This window comes from Thalassospira marina (assembly GCF_002844375.1).
GTDB classification, from domain to species: domain Bacteria; phylum Pseudomonadota; class Alphaproteobacteria; order Rhodospirillales; family Thalassospiraceae; genus Thalassospira; species Thalassospira marina.
Map to the genome: position 1 here is coordinate 2,017,812 of NZ_CP024199.1, position 19,669 is coordinate 2,037,480.

17 protein-coding genes are annotated in these 19,669 nt (G+C 53.5%); 8 read left to right on the plus strand and 9 right to left on the minus strand.

Translation table 11 applies throughout. The features are described from left to right. Positions 1–3 precede the first annotated feature (3 nt). On the minus strand, positions 4–867 hold the full coding sequence (locus CSC3H3_RS09215) for an ATP-binding protein (protein WP_101286174.1): 864 nt from the start codon (positions 865–867) through the stop codon (positions 4–6). Between the two features lie 301 nt (positions 868–1,168). Between CSC3H3_RS09215 and yajC the strand changes: the two genes are divergently transcribed. The 7 genes from yajC (at position 1,169) to CSC3H3_RS09250 (ending at position 7,770) form a co-directional block, all read left to right on the plus strand. Then, positions 1,169–1,558 (plus strand): preprotein translocase subunit YajC, encoded by a 390-nt coding sequence (yajC, locus tag CSC3H3_RS09220; RefSeq protein WP_101265798.1) that lies wholly within the window; start codon positions 1,169–1,171, stop codon positions 1,556–1,558. 147 nt (positions 1,559–1,705) lie between these two features. After that, positions 1,706–3,277 carry a protein translocase subunit SecD gene (gene secD / locus CSC3H3_RS09225; RefSeq protein WP_101265796.1) on the plus strand — a complete coding sequence of 524 codons (1,572 nt, stop codon included), beginning with the start codon at positions 1,706–1,708 and terminating at the stop codon, positions 3,275–3,277. Positions 3,278–3,296: 19 nt separating this feature from the next. Then, on the plus strand, positions 3,297–4,235 hold the full coding sequence (secF, locus tag CSC3H3_RS09230; protein ID WP_101265793.1) for a protein translocase subunit SecF: 939 nt from the start codon (positions 3,297–3,299) through the stop codon (positions 4,233–4,235). Between the two features lie 140 nt (positions 4,236–4,375). After that, on the plus strand, positions 4,376–4,756 hold the full coding sequence (locus CSC3H3_RS09235; RefSeq protein WP_245881353.1) for an Mth938-like domain-containing protein: 381 nt from the start codon (positions 4,376–4,378) through the stop codon (positions 4,754–4,756). Positions 4,757–5,001: 245 nt separating this feature from the next. Then, positions 5,002–6,210: a mechanosensitive ion channel family protein gene (locus CSC3H3_RS09240; RefSeq protein ID WP_101284649.1), complete on the plus strand. Its 1,209-nt coding sequence runs from the start codon at positions 5,002–5,004 to the stop codon at positions 6,208–6,210. A gap of 45 nt (positions 6,211–6,255) precedes the next feature. Further along, on the plus strand, positions 6,256–7,101 hold the full coding sequence (locus tag CSC3H3_RS09245; RefSeq protein ID WP_101284650.1) for a phytoene/squalene synthase family protein: 846 nt from the start codon (positions 6,256–6,258) through the stop codon (positions 7,099–7,101). A gap of 108 nt (positions 7,102–7,209) precedes the next feature. Next, positions 7,210–7,770, plus strand: coding sequence for a hypothetical protein (locus tag CSC3H3_RS09250; RefSeq protein ID WP_215907570.1), 561 nt, complete (start codon positions 7,210–7,212; stop codon positions 7,768–7,770). Positions 7,771–7,882: 112 nt separating this feature from the next. Here the strand turns inward: CSC3H3_RS09250 and trmFO are convergent, their stop codons facing one another. Beyond that, entirely contained in the window at positions 7,883–9,226 is a 1,344-nt protein-coding gene (gene trmFO, locus CSC3H3_RS09255; protein ID WP_101284651.1) for a methylenetetrahydrofolate--tRNA-(uracil(54)-C(5))-methyltransferase (FADH(2)-oxidizing) TrmFO, read from the minus strand. Between the two features lie 259 nt (positions 9,227–9,485). Between trmFO and CSC3H3_RS09260 the strand changes: the two genes are divergently transcribed. Continuing rightward, positions 9,486–10,310, plus strand: a complete 825-nt coding sequence (locus tag CSC3H3_RS09260) for a hypothetical protein (RefSeq protein WP_101284652.1) — start codon at positions 9,486–9,488, stop codon at positions 10,308–10,310. A 39-nt stretch (positions 10,311–10,349) separates the two neighbouring features. Here the strand turns inward: CSC3H3_RS09260 and uvrA are convergent, their stop codons facing one another. The 7 genes from uvrA to CSC3H3_RS09295 form a co-directional block, all read right to left on the minus strand. After that, complete coding sequence (gene uvrA, locus CSC3H3_RS09265) at positions 10,350–13,178, minus strand: excinuclease ABC subunit UvrA (protein WP_101284653.1); 2,829 nt, start codon at positions 13,176–13,178, stop codon at positions 10,350–10,352. Positions 13,179–13,375: 197 nt separating this feature from the next. Then, positions 13,376–14,455, minus strand: a complete 1,080-nt coding sequence (gene fbaA, locus CSC3H3_RS09270) for a class II fructose-bisphosphate aldolase (protein ID WP_101265781.1) — start codon at positions 14,453–14,455, stop codon at positions 13,376–13,378. Between the two features lie 20 nt (positions 14,456–14,475). Continuing rightward, positions 14,476–15,549, minus strand: a complete 1,074-nt coding sequence (locus CSC3H3_RS09275) for a Gfo/Idh/MocA family protein (protein WP_172963409.1) — start codon at positions 15,547–15,549, stop codon at positions 14,476–14,478. Between the two features lie 44 nt (positions 15,550–15,593). Beyond that, a complete protein-coding gene (nagA, locus tag CSC3H3_RS09280; protein ID WP_215907571.1) occupies positions 15,594–16,727 on the minus strand; it encodes an N-acetylglucosamine-6-phosphate deacetylase in 1,134 nt (377 codons plus the stop codon). Next, positions 16,727–17,770 carry an SIS domain-containing protein gene (locus CSC3H3_RS09285; protein WP_101265775.1) on the minus strand — a complete coding sequence of 348 codons (1,044 nt, stop codon included), beginning with the start codon at positions 17,768–17,770 and terminating at the stop codon, positions 16,727–16,729. The genes nagA and CSC3H3_RS09285 overlap by 1 nt, the downstream gene beginning before the upstream one ends. A gap of 51 nt (positions 17,771–17,821) precedes the next feature. Then, positions 17,822–18,583, minus strand: a complete 762-nt coding sequence (locus CSC3H3_RS09290) for a GntR family transcriptional regulator (protein WP_101284656.1) — start codon at positions 18,581–18,583, stop codon at positions 17,822–17,824. Next, positions 18,580–19,470 (minus strand): glucosamine kinase nucleotide-binding domain-containing protein, encoded by an 891-nt coding sequence (locus tag CSC3H3_RS09295; RefSeq protein WP_101265771.1) that lies wholly within the window; start codon positions 19,468–19,470, stop codon positions 18,580–18,582. The genes CSC3H3_RS09290 and CSC3H3_RS09295 overlap by 4 nt, the downstream gene beginning before the upstream one ends. Positions 19,471–19,669 lie beyond the last annotated feature (199 nt).

Genomic DNA, 19,669 nt, shown 5'->3' on the forward strand with positions numbered 1-19,669 from the left:
TGTTCAAGCGATATGTTTGCCCTGTTCCCCTGCAATTTCCTGAATGAACTGCCAGGCGACTCGTCCGGACCGGCTGCCACGCGTTACGGTCCATTCCTTGGCGCGCGCAAATAGTTCGTCCTCGGCAATATCCAGGTCATATTCCTTGGCATATCCGGCGATGATCTCGAAATAAACATCCTGCGAAATATTGTGGAAGCCCAGCCACAGCCCGAACCGGTCGGAAAGCGATACTTTTTCTTCAACTGCTTCTGACGGGTTGATTGCAGTTGAGCGTTCGTTTTCGATCATGTCGCGCGCCATCAGGTGGCGACGGTTGGATGTGGCATAGAAAATCACGTTGGCCGGGCGGCCTTCAATCCCGCCATCCAGCACTGCTTTCAATGATTTATAGGATTCGTCCTGCAGGTCAAAAGACAGGTCATCACAGAACAGAACCGTCTTGCGCCCGCTATCTTGCAGGATTTTCAGCAAAACGGGCAGGGTGGGAATATCCTCGCGGTGAATTTCCACCAGCGCCAGGGAAGACGGGGTTTCCATATTGATTAGCGCATGCATCGCCTTGACGATCGAGCTTTTGCCCGTACCGCGCGCGCCCCACAGCAGCGCATTATTGGCTGGCAGGCCATCGGCAAAGCGTTTGGTGTTGTTATAAAGAATACGCTTTTGCTGTTCGATCCCTTGCAAAAGGCCAATATCCACCCGGTTAACCTGTTTGACGGGCTGCAAATACCCGGTTTCGGCATGCCAGACAAAGGCATCAGCCACAGAAAGGTCGTTCTGCTGGCGGGCAGGCGGTGCCATGCGTTCAAGGGCATCGGCAATGCGGGACAATGTTGGCAGCAAATCGGCAAGGGTATCGGTCATGGGGGCCTCTTGGATGTTTTCATTTTTGGTGGCAGCAGAATTCACTGCATTTTATGGGCGAACCCTAGCACAGCATGCTTCGCACGGAATAGTCCGTATAAACCGGCATTGGGACTGTGAATCTGGTCACAAAGTCGCGCAACACAAGGTAATTCAACCGCCAATGCGCATGGATGTGTGATTTATAAGGCACGCAATGGCCTGTTTGAGGCAAATTTAAGCGATCTTTCTTGCAACGGTGAACGACACCGTTATATTCCGGCAGTTGATTGGTTTTTCTGTTTTAGGTTAGGAGTTCCTAATGTTGATTTCACCGGCTTTTGCTCAGGGTGCTGGTGGCGCTGCTGGCGGAGCAGATATGCTGACTAGCTTTCTGCCGCTGATCCTGATTTTTGTGGTTTTCTACTTTTTGCTCATTCGTCCGCAGCAGAAGAAACAGAAAGAACACAAAGCAATGCTGGCTGCGGTTCGCCGCGGCGACAAAATCGTTACGGCTGGTGGGATCATCGGAACCGTTGCCAAGGTCGTCAATGACGATGAAGTTTCCGTCGAGATTGCTGATGGCGTGAAAGTCAAAGTCGCACGGGGCATGATCTCGAATGTCCTGTCGCGCACCGAACCGGCCAAGGGTGGTTCGGATGCCGAAGACAAGGCAGACGAGAAGAAAACTGAAGAAGTCAAAAAAGACTGATTTCTGTCAAAGCTACAGGCGGAACCTCCCGGTTCCGCCTTTCTGCATATTACTGGCGGTCGGCCGGGCAAGTCCTTCCTTATTATCCTGATTGAGCCCTGAGCCCGATGTCGCAATGTTCCCCAGACATCTCTGGTTAAAGGACACATGCTTTATTTTACCAAATGGAAAGCAACACTGGTTTTGCTGGTGTGTGCTTTGGGCGTGATATATGCCGCGCCAAACTTCCTTCCCAAGGGTACGTTCCCGACAGAATCAAGCTGGATGCCCGGTAAGCAGATCAGCCTTGGTCTTGACCTGCGTGGTGGCTCGCACATGCTTTTGGAAGTGGGGGTCGATAGCGTTATTCGAGAACGTTACGACTCACTGACCGAAAACATGCGAGACGCCCTTCGCGAGCAGCGTATTCGCTATCGCGGCCTGCGCGGTTCGGCCGATGGTGCATCTGTAACCATCGTTAGCGATGATGATGTCGAGAAAGCCCGTTCCCTGATGGCAAAGCTGGACCCGCTGACGGTTGTCGGTGGTGAAGGCAACCACATCATGCTGACTTACAACGAACAGACGCGCCGCGAAATGGTCGATCGGGCCATCAGCCAGTCGCTGGAAGTTGTCCGTCGCCGTGTGGACGAACTGGGTACGACAGAGCCGTCGATCCAGCGTCAGGGGGAAGACCGCATCGTTGTTCAGGTTCCTGGTCTTGATGATCCGTCGCGCCTGCGTGACATTCTTGGCCGTACGGCAAAGATGAACTTTCATCTGATCAACGAAACCAAAACCCCGCAGCAGGCCAAGGCCACCGGCATTCCGCCCGGTGCCGTGATCATGCCCGGTGCTGATAACGCATCACCCGGCGAACCGGAAGAATATCTGGTTGATCGCCGTGTCGTGGTTTCCGGTGACAACCTGATCGACAGCCAGCCAACCTTCAATGATGGCCGCCCGGTGGTTTCCTTCCGCTTTGATGCGGCAGGCGGGGCACGTTTTGGCGATGTCACCAGCAAAAATACCGGCCGCCGTCTTGCCATCGTTCTTGATGGCAAGGTGATTTCGGCACCGCGCATCAATGAACCGATCATGGGTGGCAGCGGCATCATTACCGGCCAGTTTGGCGTTCAGGAAGCAAATGACCTGTCGCTGCTGCTGCGTGCCGGTGCGTTGCCCGCGCCGATGAAAATTCTTGAAGAACGTTCGGTTGGTCCGGGCCTTGGTCAGGATTCCATTGATTCGGGCGAAATCGCTGCTGTTCTTGGTATGGTCTTTGTTGTGGCCTTCATGGCCGTCAGCTATGGCCTGTTTGGCATTTTTGCCAACCTTGCCCTGATCATCAACCTGGTGCTGATCCTGGCGATCATGTCGGTTCTACAGGCAACCCTGACATTGCCGGGTATTGCCGGTATCGTTCTGACAGTCGGTATGGCGGTTGACGCCAACGTTCTTATTTTTGAACGTATCCGCGAAGAACGAAAAATCGGCCGATCGATCATCAGTTCGATTGATGCCGGTTACCGCAGCGCCATGTCGACCATTCTTGATGCCAACATCACGACCCTGATTGCAGCGCTGGTGCTGTTCAGCTTTGGCTCCGGCCCGATCAAGGGCTTTGCCGTGACGCTGGCAATCGGGATCATCACGTCGATGTTCGCAGCCATCTGGGTGACACGTCTGATCGTGGCATTCTGGGTCAAGCATCGTCGTCCGACTGAACTTGTCTTGTGAGGAAGGGAGCAATTCGCACATGAAACCGTTGCATCTTGTTCCGGATGACGTGAACATCCCGTTCCTCAAAATCCGGAAGCTGTTTTACATCTTCTCGCTCTCGCTCGTGGTTCTGTCGGGCGTGCTGTTCTTCACCAAGGGCCTTAATTTCGGTATCGATTTCCGCGGCGGTATTCTGCTCGAAATCAAAACCGATGGTCCGGCCGATATTCCGGGATTGCGTGACAATCTTGGCAGCCTTGGCCTGGGTGACGTTGCCATTCAGCAGTTCGGTGAACCCGATGACGTGCTGATCCAGTTGCAGCGCCAGGACGGCGATGAACAGGCCCAGATGGCGGCACTTGAAACCGTGACCAAGGCCCTTGGTGATGGTGTTAGTATCCGCCGCTCCGAGCTTGTCGGCCCGAAGGTTGGTGACGAACTTAAGGAAGCAGGCCTTTATTCGGTTGTGATCTCGCTTGCGCTGATCATGATCTATATCTGGTTCCGCTTTGAATGGCAGTTCGCTGTCGCCTCGGTCGTGGCACTGTTGCATGACGTGATCATTACGGTTGGCCTGTTTGTCATTTCCGGCATCCAGTTCGACCTGGCAACGCTGGCTGCGATCCTGACAGTGGCAGGTTATTCCATTAACGATACTGTGGTCGTGTTTGACCGTATTCGCGAATTCATGCGCAAATATCGTAAAATGGACCTGATCGAGCTTTTGGATCTGTCGATCAACACCACGCTGTCACGTACCGTGATGACGTCGTTGACGACGCTTCTTGCGCTGATCGCCCTGTTCCTGTTTGGCGGCGAAGCCATTCGTGGTTTCACCTTCGCCCTTATTTTCGGCATCGTGATTGGTACATATTCCTCGATCTGTGTGGCGTCGCCGCTGCTGGTCGTGCTGAAGCTGCGCCGCAAGATCCCGGAAGGCGAAGAAGCCAACCCCGAAGAGGCCAATGCCCTGTAATAGCGGCAGGCAGTAATTTCTGCCGGTACTAGACATTTACAAGAAGGCCGGGTTCGTGCGAAAACGACCCGGCCTTTTTTTATGCCCGAAGCAGGCGATAGAACGTTTCTGGCATCCAGTCACCACCAACGAGGTTTCCCATGTCGATGGACATCACACCGATGGTAGCATCGGGCCGCAAAATTGTTTCCAGCTATGGGGATGGCCTGTTTCGGTTCGGGGCGGAAAAGGCCGAAGGCTCGGTTTTGCTGTTTCCCAACGAATTCATGCGCTGGCCCCATATCGACATGACGACCGTGACCGAAGACTCATTTGCCGATGTCATCGAACGGGCAGGGCAGATCGATATTTTGTTACTCGGCATGGGAACCCGGATGCAGCCGGTTAAAACCGCATGGCGTAACGCCCTGCGGCCGCATGGTATCGTGATCGAGCCCATGGATACCGGTGCCGCTTGCCGTACCTTCAATGTGCTTCTGTCCGAAGAACGCCGGGTTGCTGCTGCCCTGATTGCGGTCTGACGGCCCCTTTTTCTATTTTCATACCTGCCGGTATAGCGGCTGTTCCGATCTGTTTCGGAACAATTTGCCTCGCCTTGCGTGTTGTATCCTAAGGGATTAACGCAAACAGGCAGGGGATACCTGCGGCCCAATCCTTTAACCCGTGCAGACGCGCGTGTTTTGATGCAATCGCTAGCAGGTTGTGTCTGTTCGTGTGGTCGGTCCATTGACCACGATAAAGGGATTTCAGGCCGTAAATCTGGCATATGGAAGAAGTTACTTCGGGCTTTGAAGACTTAAACGACAAGGTTGTCGCAAAATTCACCGATTGGGCCGATATGGTTGGCGGCGGAGATATTGGCCGCGCCATTGTTGCCATCGTTATTTTGCTGTTTTTCATCACCATTCGTAAATTTCTGGCGCATGGTGTGGTCGGTGGTATTCGCCGCCTGGCCGATCAGCATAAACATCAGACAATGGCCATGATCCTCGATGCATTACAAACACCGATTGAAGTGTTTGTTGTATTGTTGGGGATCTATTTTTCTGTCGAAGTCATGGAGTTTTCGGACAAGACGGATGCCGCGATTTTCAATGTTTTGCGGGTTTTTGTTATCGCCACCATTTTCTGGGCATTTTACCGGGTGGTCGAACCACTCGCCCTTGGCTTTAATACCTTTGCCGGGCGTTTTGGCGCAGGCCTGGCCGATGATTTACGCCAGTTTTTTATCCGCTGTGTGCGCACCCTTGTTGTTGTGTTGGCTGGTGTTGCCCTGCTCGAAGATTGGGGCATTGATGTCAGTGCGTTTTTGGGTGGCTTGGGCCTGGCCGGTATGGCGGTTGCGCTGGCTGCGAAGGATTCAGTTGCCAATGTTTTTGGCGGATTGACGATTTTTGCCGACAAGCTGTTTAAACGCGGTGACTGGATCGAAACACCGCATTTTGAAGGTGTTGTCGAATTTGTTGGCCTGCGGGCAACCAAGGTACGTACCTTTTCCAAGGCAATGGTCGTGATGCCCAATGCCGAAATTGTTGATTCACCAGTTATCAACTGGAGCCGCATGACGCACAGGCGCATCAAGATGGTAATCGGCGTTGAATATCGTACCAGCGCCGATCAGATTGAAAAGATCATCGAGCGATTGCGTAATTTTCTGCAGCAGGATGAAGACGTGGCCCAGGAAGATGTGCCGCAAATGGTACATTTGGCTGATTTTGGTAGCAGTTCGATCAATATCGATCTGTATTATTTCACCAACACCACCGATTGGCAGGAATGGCGCGACATTCGCAATCGACATATCATTGCATTTAAACGGATAATCGAGGAAGAAGGGGCATCATTTGCATTCCCGTCCCAGTCTTTGTATGTGGAAAGCATGCCGGACATGAAAATGTCCCGTGCATCGGCAAACCAGGACGATCAGAATAAACACCAAAACCAGCGACAACAGACGCCTGAAAAAATGGGATAGTTTCCCATCGGGCGCTGGGCGTGACCGGCGGATAACTTAATTTCGATGAGTGATACACCAAGCCTTTCCTACTGTGCCGATTATGTACGGCGAAATGACAAGGACCGTTTTTTGTGCGCGCTGTTTGCGCCGGCCGAAAAGCGCGAAGACCTTTTCACGCTTTACGCCTTTAATCAGGAAATATCGAAAACCCGCGAAATGGTCAGCGAAGCCATGCTGGGCCAGATCCGCCTGCAATGGTGGCGTGATGCGCTGGCTGATATTGCCAAGGGCGAGGTTCGCAAACATGAGGTCGTCGAACCGCTGGCAGGCTTGATTGGGCAGGGGCGTGTCAGCCCGGCAACCCTGGAAGCCATGATAGATGCCCGCGAATTCGACCTGTTTGATAATGCGCCCAAGGATATGGCTGCACTTGAAAACTATATTGATGCAACATCCGGTCAGTTAAGCGAGGTTGCAGCTGGCGTTCTTGGTGCAAAAAGCGACGATGCCGCCCGCGCTGCCCGACTTGCGGGTAATGCCTATGGTCTGGTGGGGATATTGCGCGCCATGGTGTTTCATGGCCGGGCAAAGCGGCAATATATCCCCGAAAATGTCATGGAAAAGCATGGTGTGGCGACAGGAGATATTTTTGAATTTCGCAAAACCGATGCTGTAAAAGCCATGACACATGACCTTGCCAGCCGGGCAAAGGAAAAAATACGCGAAGCACGCAAAATGCGCCAGGCATTGCCCAAATTGGCGTCTCCTGCGGCATTGCCGATCGTTCTTGCCGATAACTATTTGAAAAAATTAAAAAAGGCCGAATATGACCCGTTTTCTGCGGAGTTCGGCCTGGCGCGACCTGCCAGTTTTCGCCTGACGATACGGGCAGTTTCGGGATATTGGTGATGCAGTGTCTTTACAACGGGCAAAAAGGTTATAAATCTATATACATCAACCGGTTCCTGACCTGATTTGGCTGGTTGTCCGGTGTTAGAAGCCCGCGGGGTCCAAAAAATGAAAAGCATCAGAAATATCGCACTCTTGGTCATCATCCCGGTGGGTGTTCTGATCACGCTATGGACCTTTGCAAAGCCCGCAGCGGCAACCTCTATTGATCCGTTCCTTGGTGTTTATCACGGCACGGCCATATCCGAAGAAACCCACGAGCTAAAGGCCCGTGACCTTGATGTAACCATCAAGAAAACCGGCAATGCCTTTTCGATTGACTGGTCCACCGTGATTTACAAATCCGATGGCCGGGAAAAGGCATCGGCGATCAGCATTGATTTTTTCAGCACCGACCGGGCCGACATTTTTGGTAGCGCCATGCGTACCGGCCTGTTTGGTAAACGCGTTCCCAATGACCCGCTAAAGGGGCAGCCCTTTGTCTGGGCGCGCATTGTTGGGCCAACGCTGACGGTTCACGCCATGTATATTCTTGATGATGGCGGCTATGAAATGCAGGTCTATGAACGTACGCTGGACCCGCACGGCAATCTTGATCTGGTGTTCAAACGATTTCGCAACGGCAAAAGCATTCGTGAAATCACCGGCGAGCTGACCCGGGTTAAATAACGCAATTCCATCGCCAAATTGCCCTCACGAAAAACGCCCGCGCAAGCTGCACGGGCGTTTTGTCTTGTTGCATATTCAGCACTGGCTTGGGCAAAGACGATGCCTTGATGCCTTAATTGCCAATCTCGGCCAGCCACTCATCAAAGGCGGGAATGGCACGGTCGGTATACAGCTTTTTGCGATCACGGCCCTTGACCCGTTTTTTCAGATCAAGTTCCGGGAACAGGCCGAAATTGACATTCATCGGCTGGAAGCTGTCTTCGTTGGCACCGCCGGTAATATGGCCCAGAAGCGCACCCATTGCCGTTACTGCCGGGGGCAGGGGTAATTCGCGGCCCTGTTTTTCCGCTGCGGTAAAACGACCGGTCATCAGGCCGACAGCAGCACTTTCGACATAGCCTTCACACCCGGTGATCTGCCCGGCAAAACGGATGTCGCGGCGTGATTTAAGCCGCAGCGTCGGGTCCAGCAAGCGCGGGGAATTGAGGAAGGTGTTGCGGTGAATACCACCCAGGCGGGCGAAATCGGCATTTTCAAGGCCCGGGATGGTTTTGAAAACCTCGACCTGGGCGCCGTATTTCAGTTTCGTCTGAAAACCGACCATATTGTAAAGGGTGCCCAGTGCATTGTCCTGGCGCAACTGCACAATGGCATAGGATTTCACCAGCGGATCATGCGGGTTGGTCAGGCCAACCGGTTTCATCGGGCCATGGCGCAGGGTTTCACGCCCGCGTTCAGCCATTACTTCAATGGGCAGGCAGCCGTCAAAATACGGGGTGTTTTTTTCCCAATCCTTGAATTCGGTTTTGTCACCGGCCAGCAGCGCATCAATGAAATTGTTGTACTGCTCTTTGTTCATCGGGCAGTTGATGTAATCCTTGCCATCGCCCTTGTCATAGCGTGACTGGAACCACGCCTTATCAAAATCGATGCTTTCTTTATACAGGATCGGCGCAATGGCATCGAAAAATGCCAGCGACTGTTCTCCGGTTTGTTCCAGAATAGCTGCCGCAAGCGAACCCGATGTCAGCGGGCCGGTGGCGATAATGGTATTGCCCCATTCCGCGGGCGGAAGGCCGCTAATCTCGCCGCGCTCCATGGAAATCAGCGGGTGGTTCATCAGCGCATCTGTAACGGCCTGCGAAAAGCCTTCACGGTCAACGGCCAAGGCGGCACCAGCCGGCACCTTGTGTTCATCAGCACAGCGCAGAATAAGCGAATTTGCCCGGCGCATTTCATCATGGATCAGGCCAACAGCGTTATATTCCTTGTCATCGGAACGGAACGAATTGGAACAGACCAGTTCGGCGCATTTGTCGGTCTGGTGGGCATCGGTCGGGCGTTCCGGGCGCATTTCATGAATGATCACGGGAATGCCGGCTTCGGCCAGCTGCCAGGCGGCTTCACTGCCAGCCAAGCCAGCACCGATGATATGAACAGGTGTTACCGTTTCCAAGCTGAACCTCCGTCAGAACAGGTTTTGGCATCAGGCCAAGTTTGGCCCCACACATAGCGGCCCCGGCACCCAAATATCAAGTCAATTGCAGCAATTTGCCGGTATCGCCGTGCGATTTCGGTTGGGTTTGGGCTTCTTCGTCACATTTGGCAGCACCATCCGTCAAACGGGTATTGAAAAGTGGTCCGGTGCCTGTGTTCTCAAATGGCTTGTTTGCTGCACTTAACCGGCTTCAATGGCTTTAACCAGGTAAAAACAAATGACCGATCCGGCAAACACCAGTTCCCCCAATACCCCCGGTACCCCCAATGCAACAGGTATCAGCCCGGCAACATCATCCGCCGGGCCGTCAAACAGTATTTCGACGCCCGTCGCCGCCGTCTCAGGGCGGGCGGCAGATCACCCCCAAACATCTGGCATATCCGGCGATAGCAGTGCGACGCGCCCGCAAAATGGCACCGACGCATCTGCCAATCCCGCAACGCCAGCAGGGGTTACACCCGTTTCGCCTCTCAACAGCTTTGTCGCGGTTTTGACCGGGGGTGGTGATGTGGCCAAGCTTTCGGCGGCAAGCCTGGCTTTGGTCTTTTCGCCGCTGGTTCTGCTTGCGGTGCTGGCAACGTTCTTTACCATCGATGTGCTGGTCAGTTCTTGGGGCGGGCGGTTGTTTGGTTTCAGCTATGATCTGGTATTTTTTGTCGGCGTCTTTGGCGCATTGGGCGCAACGGTCAGCGTGATGCTGTATATCAGCGATACCCAGAACTGGCAGAACCTGACACCGCTTGATATTTTCTTCCGCTTTTTATTTCGGCCGTTTTTGGGGTTTGTTTTTGCGATTCTGGCATTGCTGATTGTGCGTGCCGGGATCGTTCCCGACAGTCTGAGCCAACTTCAGGCCATTCGGGATCTCAATGATCTGGGGACGCTCAAGCTTAGTGATGAAAGCGGCCAGCAAGTCGCGATCATGCTTTTGATTGCATTTTTGGCAGGGTTTAGCGAACGGCTGGTCAAGGCCATTTTGCAAACAGTCGAAGGCCGCATCCGTGCCCTGGCGATCGGTTCCGATAGCGCCAAAACAACCTGATGCGGCCCAAATCCACTTACCAAGTCCGTTTACACGGGTTTATGAAAGGCGCAAATGGCGCTTCAGATATTTGCCGGTATAGCTGCGGTCATTTTTCATGATGTCTTCGGGTGTACCGGCACTAACCAGTTCACCGCCGCCATCACCACCTTCAGGGCCGATATCAATAATCCAGTCGGCGGTTTTGATCACATCCAGGTTATGTTCAATCACAACAACCGTATTTCCCTGATCCACCAGGGTATGCAGCACCTCAAGCAATTTACGAATGTCGTGGAAATGAAGGCCGGTTGTCGGCTCATCCAGAATGTAAATTGTTCTGCCTGTCGCGCGTTTTGACAGTTCCTTGGCAAGTTTGACACGCTGTGCCTCACCGCCAGAAAGGGTGGTCGCCTGTTGGCCCAGGTGAACGTAGCTCAGACCCACCTGTTTTAGTGTTTCCATCTTGTCACGGATGCTGGGAACGGCTTTGAAAAAGTCCGCACCTTCCTCAACCGTCATGTCAAGAACGTCAGATATCGATTTGCCTTTAAACGATATTTCGAGAGTTTCTCGGTTGTATCGTTTACCTTTGCACTGATCACATGTAACATAGACATCGGGCAAAAAGTGCATTTCAATTTTGATAACGCCATCACCCTGGCAGGCTTCGCACCGGCCACCCTTGACGTTGAATGAAAACCGCCCCGGTTTGTAGCCACGGGTTTTGGCCTCTGGCAACTGGGCGAACCATTCACGAATGGGGGTAAAGGCCCCGGTATAGGTAACAGGATTGGAACGCGGGGTACGGCCAATCGGGCTTTGGTCAATATCGATAATTTTATCGATATGTTCGATGCCGGAAATGCTGTCATGGGCGCCGGGCTGGGTGCGGGCATTATGCATACGTTTGGCCAGCGACTTATATAGCGTTTCAATCACCAGGCTGGATTTACCGCCACCTGAAACACCGGTTACGCAAACAAACCTGCCCAGCGGAAAATCAACCGTGATGTTTTGCAGGTTATTGGCCCGCGCACCGCTGATGGTAATGGCCTTGCCATTGCCATCGCGCCGTTTGGCCGGAACCGCAATCTGTTCAATCCCGGTCAGATATTTGCCCGTCAGGCTTTCCGGATTTTGCTGAATTTCATCTGGCGTGCCCTGGGCCACAATACGGCCCCCGTGAATACCGGCACCCGGTCCCATATCAACAACGTAATCGGCAGCACGGATGGCGTCTTCATCATGTTCGACAACCAGCACCGTATTACCCAAATCGCGCAGACGTTTCAGGGTTTCCAGCAGGCGGTCATTATCACGCTGATGCAGGCCGATGGAGGGTTCGTCAAGCACATATAAAACGCCCGTCAGGCCCGAGCCAATTTGCGATGCCAGGCGAATACGCTGGCTTTCCCCACCCGAAAGCGTGCCCGATGTACGCGACATGGAAAGATAATCCAGTCCCACATCGCTCAGGAATTTCAGGCGATCATTAATCTCGCGCAGAATACGACGGGCAATTTCGGTCTGTTTTTCATCCAGTTTCGGCTCAAGGGATGCAAACCATTCAACCGCCTTGCCAATTGAAAGGGCGGTGATTTCGGATATGGTGCATTTATCAACCTTGACCGCCAGGGCTTCCGGCTTCAGGCGATGCCCATGGCAGGCGTCACAATCGGAAACGGTCTGATATTTTGCCAGTTCATCGCGGGCCCACTGGCTGTCGGTTTCGCGCCAGCGACGCGACATGTTGGGAATAACCCCTTCAAAGGGGCGTGTTACCTTATAGCTGCGCGAACCGTCATCATAGGTGACAGTCACTTCTTCCTCGCCCGAACCATGCAAAATAATGTGCTTGGCTTTTTCCGGCAGTTTGTCCCACGCTACGTTGGTTTTGAAGCCAAAATGCTTGGCAATGGCGCGCAGCGTTTGCAGGTAATATTTCGACGTGCTGCTTGCCCATGGGGCAATTGCACCGTCATCCAGCGTTTTGCTGGTATCGGGCACCACCAGTTCGGGGTCGAATTCCATTTGTGTGCCAAGGCCATCACAAACCGGGCAGGCGCCAAACGGGTTGTTGAACGAAAACAGGCGCGGTTCAATTTCTTCGATGGTGAAACCCGAAACCGGGCAGGCAAATTTTGCTGAAAAAAGCGTGCTGTCACCGGAACGGGCATCTTCGGCAAATACGATACCGTCGGTCAATTCCAGTGCAGTTTCAAAGCTGTCGGCAAGACGCGTCTGGATGCCGTCCTTGACTACAAGGCGGTCGACGACGACGGAAATATCGTGTTTCAGCTTTTTGTTTAGGTCGGGGGCTTCGTCGATGTCATACATTTCGCCATCGATTTTCACACGCTGAAAACCACGTGCGCGAAGGTCCTTCAATTCCTTTTTATATTCGCCCTTGCGGCCACGTACGATGGGCGCCAGCAGGTAAAGGCGTGTGCCTTCTTCCATTTCCATCACGCGGTCAACCATTTGCGATACAGTCTGGCTGACAATGGGAAGGCCGGTTGCCGGGGAATAGGGGATGCCCACACGCGCCCAAAGAAGGCGCATATAATCGTAAATCTCGGTAACAGTACCAACGGTCGAGCGCGGATTGCGCGATGTGGTTTTCTGTTCAATCGAAATGGCGGGCGACAGACCGTCGATATATTCGACATCCGGCTTTTGCATCATTTCAAGGAACTGGCGCGCATAGGCCGACAGGCTTTCGACATAACGGCGCTGACCTTCGGCATAGATGGTATCAAATGCCAGCGAACTTTTGCCCGAACCCGACAGGCCGGTAATCACCACAAGGGAATCGCGGGGCAGTTCGACATCAATGTTCTGCAGATTGTGTTCTTTCGCACCGCGAACCGAAATTTTTGTCAGCATGTCCGGCCTTTTGTTCCTGAATTGTTCGGGCAATGTATAGAGGAGCCAGTGATTATACGCAAGTGCGCCCCTGACAGTTCCTGTCAGGATTTGTCAGCAGGAAAAATGACAAAGCCTGGAAAGGTAGTGGAGGGGAATTGGCGCAAAAGAAAACCCGCCAGAATGACCTGGCGGGTTTTGCAAAATCAGGCAGGGGATTAACCCTTGGCAATCGACTTGCCGGTGGCACCCAGATCCTTGAAAGCTTCTTCAAGGCGGGCTGCCATGGAAAGTTCGGCTTCACGAACCCAGACGCGCGGGTCGTACTGCTTTTTGTACGGTTTGTCGTCTTCGGGATCGACCTGGTATTTGAAGGCACGGTCGTTTTCTTCGACATATTTGCCAACGGCTGTCGCATAGGCAAATTGGGTGTCAGTATCGATATTCATTTTGAAAACGCCGTAGCCAACAGCTTCCTCGATTTTCTCTTTTTCCGAGCCGGAACCACCGTGGAAAACGAAATCAAGCGGGAAGCCATCAAGGCCATGTTTATCAGCAACGTATTTCTGCGATTCCAGAAGGATTTCCGGGCGCAGTTTAACATTGCCCGGCTTGTAAACGCCGTGCACGTTGCCAAATGCCGCCGCAACCGAGAAATGCCCCAGCGGTTTCAGGCGGCGATAGGCTTCTTCGACTTCTTCCGGACGGGTATAAAGGCGCGGGTCGATATCGTCCTGAGTGGTATCGAGTTCCTTGCCAATACCGTCTTCTTCGCCACCGGTAACGCCCAGTTCGATTTCCAGGCTCATATCGACGGCGGAAAGACGTTTCAGAAATTCCTCGCAGGTTGCCAGATTTTCTTCGAGCGGTTCTTCCGAAAGATCAAGCATATGCGAGCTGAACAAAGGCTTGCCGGTTTCCTTGTAAGCTTTTTCACCCCAGCTCAGCATACCATCGACCCACGGAACAAATTTCCGGTTGGCATGATCGGTATGCAGAACTACGGCGACGCCATAATATTCAGCCAGAAGCTGGGTATGGCGGGCGGCGGAAACAGCGCCAATAACGCGAGCAGCATTGGCATCCTTGATGCCCTTGCCGGCAAAGAACTGTGCACCACCATTCGAAAGCTGAATGATGATGTCAGAACCGGCATTGGCAGCAGCTTCAAGGGCAGCGTTCAGCGTGCTCGACGTGGTAATATTAACTGCGGGTAGAGCGTAACCGTCCTGCTTGCAGGCAGCAACGAGTTCACGATAGGCAGCACCGGTTACAACACCGGGTTTAACGGAAGGCATGTGGGTACTCCTCCTGGGGGTCAGAGCATTATAATATTCCCCGTGCGAACCGATTGATCCGCAGCAAGGGCGATCCGTAAGGAGCCCAATGCATCCGTCATATGCTGCGTAAGGTCAAGATTTTCCGTAATAGACTTTAGGAAAAACTGCTGTTCACGCAGACACAGGCCATCATGATCGGGCTCGTCATCGGTTCTGATGATTTCGTCCGAATGTGAAAATTTTCCGTGCCTATCTGTGGCAGCATGATGTAATTTTAAGGCATTCGTCTTGGTATGTGTGTCGATATCGGCCGATCCGGCGCCTTTTTCTTCTACATCTGTGATTGATACCGACCCTTTGGGTCCGATGACATCCTTAACGAAAAATGCCGTTTCGCTGATCATGGGCCCCCAGCCCGCTTCGTACCAGCCAATCGACCCATCATCAAACCGGACCTGCAATTGCCCGTAATTATACATGTCCTCTGCAACATCGGGCGACAGACGCACCCCCATTGCATGAACCGAAATCGGCTTTGCCGCTGTCATCAGGCACATCATATCAAGGTAATGCACACCACAATCAACAATCGGCGACACGCTGTTTAACAGCCGTTTATGCGTTTCCCAAAATTCGCCGCTGCTTTGCTGGTTCAAGTTCATTCGCATCACCAGCGGCTTGCCAAGTGTCTTTGCCAGTTCGACAAACTTTTCCCACGACGGGTGATGGCGCAGGATATAGCCGATCACCAGTTTACGGCCATGCTTCTGCGCACTTTCAATGACGCGTTCGGCATCGACCACGGTGGCGGCAAGCGGCTTTTCGATAAAGACATGCGCACCTGCTTCAAAGGCGGCAATGGCGTAATTTGCATGGGTTTCTGTATAGGTGTTGATCGAAACCGCATCAGGCCCGGTTTGGGCAAGGGCGGCTTCGTAATCGGTAAATTGCGGGTAGGATTCAAATCCTTCTGGCAGGGTGCCCGGTGCGATGGGTGAACGGGTACATAGCCCAACAATCTCAAACCCTTCCAGGGCATGGTATGCCTTGGCATGGGACATCCCCATATTGCCCAGTCCGACGACAAGGATGCGTACGGGTTTCGACGTCATTGGGATGTCTCCTTTGATGTAAGGTTTCAGATAAGGTGTTTATCTTAAATACCTGAAATCCAGGTGTGTTTTACCTGAAATGTTTGGGGATCAAACAGGACCATATCGGCATCAAAACCCGGCATGATTTTGCCTTTTCTGTCATCAAGTTTCAAAAATGCCGCCGGATAAAGCGAGGCCATGCGCAGCGCTTCGCCCAGATCAACGCCAATCATCTCAACGCTGTTTTTCACTGCCGAAATCATATCAAGGTCCGACCCGGCAAGGGTGCCGTCGGCAAGTGCACAACGGCCATCAATGGCAATAATTTCTTCGCCGCCCAGAACAAAACGTTTGGTTTTAGCACCCACCGTTGGCATGGCGTCGGTCACCAGCATGATCTTGCCTGTCTGTTTTGCGCGAACGGCAACCTGCATGGCGGCCGGATGCACATGGTAACCATCGGCAATCAGGCCGCACCATGTGTTTTTGTCAGCTATGGCAGCACCTGCAACGCCGGGTTCCCGGTGGGCAAGGGGGCTCATGGCGTTAAACAAGTGGGTAAAGCCACGCAAACCTTCGCCAATTGCCTTTTGGATATCGTCATAGGTCCCGGCAGTATGCCCGGCACAAACCAGTACGCCATTGGCGCACAGTTTTTCAATTGTGCCCGGTTTTGCTTTTTCCGGGGCCATGGTTACCAAAATCCGCCCATTGGGCAGGCTGGACAGAACCTCAATCGCGTCATCTTCCATCGGGCGGATGATGTTGGCGTCATGCACGCCCTTGCGTTCCGTGTTCAGATACGGACCTTCAAGGTGGATACCAACAATGCCCGGCACGCCTTCGTCGATGGCGTTTTTAACCGCCTCGATGGCGGCCAGCATTTTTTCGCGTGTGTCGGTGATAAGGGTGGGCAGCATGGCCGTTGTGCCAAACTGGCGATGCCCCGCCATAATCTGGCGAATGCCATCAACGCTGGGCGTGTGATTTAGTAAAACACCGCCGCCGCCATTAACCTGCACGTCGATAAACCCCGGTGCCAGCACATTTCCCCGGGCGTCAAAAATGTCAGCGCCATCCGGGATGCGGGCCGGTGACACCGCACTGACTTTACCGTTTTCAACGATCACGCAGGCATCATCGTGAAACTGCTCGCCATCGAACAGCCGGGCATTTTTAATGGCAAGAACAGTCATCAATGCGTCTCCGTTACCTTGGAAAGATGCGGCGGTGCATCGGGGTTACAGCCGCGCAGCAACGCAACATGTTCAGCCAGGGTATAAAATGTCTGGATCATCGCAATTGGCGCTAGCAGCGGATGGATGTCTTCGACAACCGGCAAATGGCCCTTGGTCGCGGCATCACCGGTTTCGGCGGCAAACAGGTTGTCGGTCTTTGCGCGCATTTCAGTCAGAAAACCCTCAACGCTATCGCGGGTGGCGTCATCCTGTGAAAAGACCAGCAAGGGAAATTCCCGTGTTACCAGGGCCATGGGGCCGTGTTTGACTTCGGCGGCACTAAAGGCTTCGGCATGCAGGCTGCTGGTTTCCTTGAATTTAAGGGCAGCTTCCTGCGCAATAGCAAATGCCGGGCCACGCCCGATAACATACAGCCCCTGCGATTTTGCAATCGGGTCGGCGGCATCAAGCCAGTCTTTATCCAAGGCCTGTGCCAGTTGGCCGGGCAAGGCAGAAAGGCCATTATTCAGGCTGGTGTCATCCACCCAGCTTGCGACAATCTGGGCAATGGCTGATAGGGTCGCGATATAGGATTTGGTCGCTGCAACGCTGGTTTCGGCACCCGCCATAAGCGGGATAACATGATCCACCGTTTCAGCCAGCGGGGAATTGGTAACGTTTACCAGCGCGACCGTGCGTGCGCCGGCCTTTTTTGCTGCGGCCGCACTTTGCACCAGATCCGGGCTTTTGCCGGACTGCGAAACGGCGATAAACAGTGCGCCCTTAACCGCCAGGGTTTTGCCATAGATCGATGTAATCGACGGTGCAGCCGAAACAACGGGAATGCCAAGCTGGCTTTCGATCAGGTATTTTGCATAAAGCGTTGCATGGTCCGAACTGCCGCGCCCGCAGGTCATGACAAAGGCGGGCGGGTTGCTGCGCAATTCGCTGACCAGTGCGGTAATGGCATCCTGATTGGCGGCCAACTGTGCCTTGACAACATCCGGGGCCTGGGCGGTTTCGCGACCCATCTGGGTTTGGGGCTTCCAGCGTGTGGTCATGTTCGGTTTCCTTGCGTTAAAATGCTGTTTGCAAACAGGGGATGGTGGCGCCTATCGCGCATCCACCTGCATTTCGGCGATAAAGTCGTAACTGTCGCCGCGATAATGGGATCGGGTAAATTCAACGGGTGTGCCATTCGCCAGGAAGGATCGCCGTTCGATATAAAGCGCGGCACTGCCTTCTGGCACGCCCAATGCGCGGGCGGTTTCATTGTCAAACAGTTCGGCGCGCAGGCGCTGCAGGGCGCGATCGGGCTTTTTGCCGTATTTCGCTAGCGCATCATAAAGCGATTTATCGACTTCTTCGGGATGCGGGATGAACTGTTTGGGGACCACGGCAAATTCCAGCGCCATGGGTTTGTCATTGGCGGTACGCAGGCGGCGAAAACGTGCGACTTCCGTGCCCGGCGACAGGTTCAGGGCCATGGCTTCTTCCGGGGTGGCGTAACCAACCGATTTTTCCAGCCATACGGCACCCGGGCTCATGCCGCGTGTGGTCATATCCTCGGTAAAGGATGTCAGTCGTGACAGGGCCTGTTCCACGCGCGGGGCAACAAAAGTGCCTGCACCATGCCGCTGGATCAAGACGCCATCTTCCACCAGCGCCCTGACGGCATTGCGCACCGTCACCCGTGAAATGCCCAGTTCGGTCGCCAGGTCGCGTTCGCTGGGCAGGGCATCTTCGACTTTTAAAATACCGTCATCGATGATGGCTTTTATCGCGGTTTGTAAACGGCGATAAAGCGGGCCGTGGCCGGTATTTTCAAAATCGCGGGCGCGCAGGCTTTTTAAAACGTCATCCGTTGCAATCACCGGCTTTCCCCCTGTTGGCGTTTGGCCATCAGAATGGCACCATCAAGCGCGTCACCGGCAGCCGGGACAAGCCTGTTTTTAATGTCATCTGGCATTAAATCTGCCATGCGCTGGGCAATGCCGCCCATTAATGTCAGCTTGGGTGCGCCAAAGGCCAAAAGCCGGCGCAAAACCTGTTCATTTGCCTGTTTTGCCTGTGCCACTATGTCACGTGCAATGGCATCGCCATTATCAAGTGCCTCAAATACTGCCAGGGTGAACTGCCCGTAATCTGACGGGCGGGCGGTTTCGGCAAAGGCAACCATTTCTTCCGGGCTGTTATTAAATCGTGCCATTAACTGGTGTGTCAGGTCGGTTGCCGGACCAATGTTTTCGTGTGCCAGAAGCGTTTTTTCCAGTGCCTGTTTACCAATGCGTGCGCCGCTGCCAATGTCGGAAATTTCAAAACCCCAACCGGCAACTGCCAACTGTGTATCGCCAACAATGGCCTGACCACAGGTGCCGGTGCCAATAATCAATATGGCCCCATCCGCGCCGTTATGGGCGCCGAGGCAGGCAGTAAAGGCATCGGTTTCAAAAACGGCGCTGGCAAATGGGTGTGGGTAGGCGCGCACCAGTTTGCGTTCGCGCTCCAGCGCCAAACCGGCAAGGCCCAAACCAGCATGAATATCGGCAATTCTGCTGTGGGGGAGGCTGGCCTGATCCAGTGCGTCAAACGCAGCCGACGTGATTTCCGCAAAGATTTTTTCAAGTCCAAGGCGGGTGTTGGCCCCGCCGCGAACGGCTTCGCCCAATATGGTGCCATGGCCATTAGACAGGCGCACCCGGCACCGCGTGCCGCCGCCATCAACGCCCAGGAAAAGACTTTCGGAATCCGGTTTATTCATTGTTTGCCATCCCTAACTTCCCTCACCATAGCAGAGTGGTATCAATATTGGCAATACCAATATAGGTCCACTTGGCATCATGTGGTCTGGGCGTAAAAACCACGTCACCTGCCACCCTTATGTGTAGGTGGTTCATGTTTTTATGTTAAACATATGAAATATATAAATTAATATGATGTTGTCGGGTTAATCTGTTGAA

What these genes read in the sequence shown, in the direction of transcription:
- CSC3H3_RS09215 (WP_101286174.1), bottom strand. Translation starts at nt 867, where the DNA reads ATGACCGATACCCTTGCCGATTTGCTGCCAACATTGTCCCGCATTGCC.
- yajC (WP_101265798.1), top strand. Translation starts at nt 1,169, where the DNA reads ATGTTGATTTCACCGGCTTTTGCTCAGGGTGCTGGTGGCGCTGCTGGC.
- secD (WP_101265796.1), top strand. Translation starts at nt 1,706, where the DNA reads ATGCTTTATTTTACCAAATGGAAAGCAACACTGGTTTTGCTGGTGTGT.
- secF (WP_101265793.1), top strand. Translation starts at nt 3,297, where the DNA reads ATGAAACCGTTGCATCTTGTTCCGGATGACGTGAACATCCCGTTCCTC.
- CSC3H3_RS09235 (WP_245881353.1), top strand. Translation starts at nt 4,376, where the DNA reads ATGTCGATGGACATCACACCGATGGTAGCATCGGGCCGCAAAATTGTT.
- CSC3H3_RS09240 (WP_101284649.1), top strand. Translation starts at nt 5,002, where the DNA reads ATGGAAGAAGTTACTTCGGGCTTTGAAGACTTAAACGACAAGGTTGTC.
- CSC3H3_RS09245 (WP_101284650.1), top strand. Translation starts at nt 6,256, where the DNA reads ATGAGTGATACACCAAGCCTTTCCTACTGTGCCGATTATGTACGGCGA.
- CSC3H3_RS09250 (WP_215907570.1), top strand. Translation starts at nt 7,210, where the DNA reads ATGAAAAGCATCAGAAATATCGCACTCTTGGTCATCATCCCGGTGGGT.
- CSC3H3_RS09260 (WP_101284652.1), top strand. Translation starts at nt 9,486, where the DNA reads ATGACCGATCCGGCAAACACCAGTTCCCCCAATACCCCCGGTACCCCC.
- uvrA (WP_101284653.1), bottom strand. Translation starts at nt 13,178, where the DNA reads ATGCTGACAAAAATTTCGGTTCGCGGTGCGAAAGAACACAATCTGCAG.
- fbaA (WP_101265781.1), bottom strand. Translation starts at nt 14,455, where the DNA reads ATGCCTTCCGTTAAACCCGGTGTTGTAACCGGTGCTGCCTATCGTGAA.
- CSC3H3_RS09275 (WP_172963409.1), bottom strand. Translation starts at nt 15,549, where the DNA reads ATGACGTCGAAACCCGTACGCATCCTTGTCGTCGGACTGGGCAATATG.
- nagA (WP_215907571.1), bottom strand. Translation starts at nt 16,727, where the DNA reads ATGACTGTTCTTGCCATTAAAAATGCCCGGCTGTTCGATGGCGAGCAG.
- CSC3H3_RS09285 (WP_101265775.1), bottom strand. Translation starts at nt 17,770, where the DNA reads ATGACCACACGCTGGAAGCCCCAAACCCAGATGGGTCGCGAAACCGCC.
- CSC3H3_RS09295 (WP_101265771.1), bottom strand. Translation starts at nt 19,470, where the DNA reads ATGAATAAACCGGATTCCGAAAGTCTTTTCCTGGGCGTTGATGGCGGC.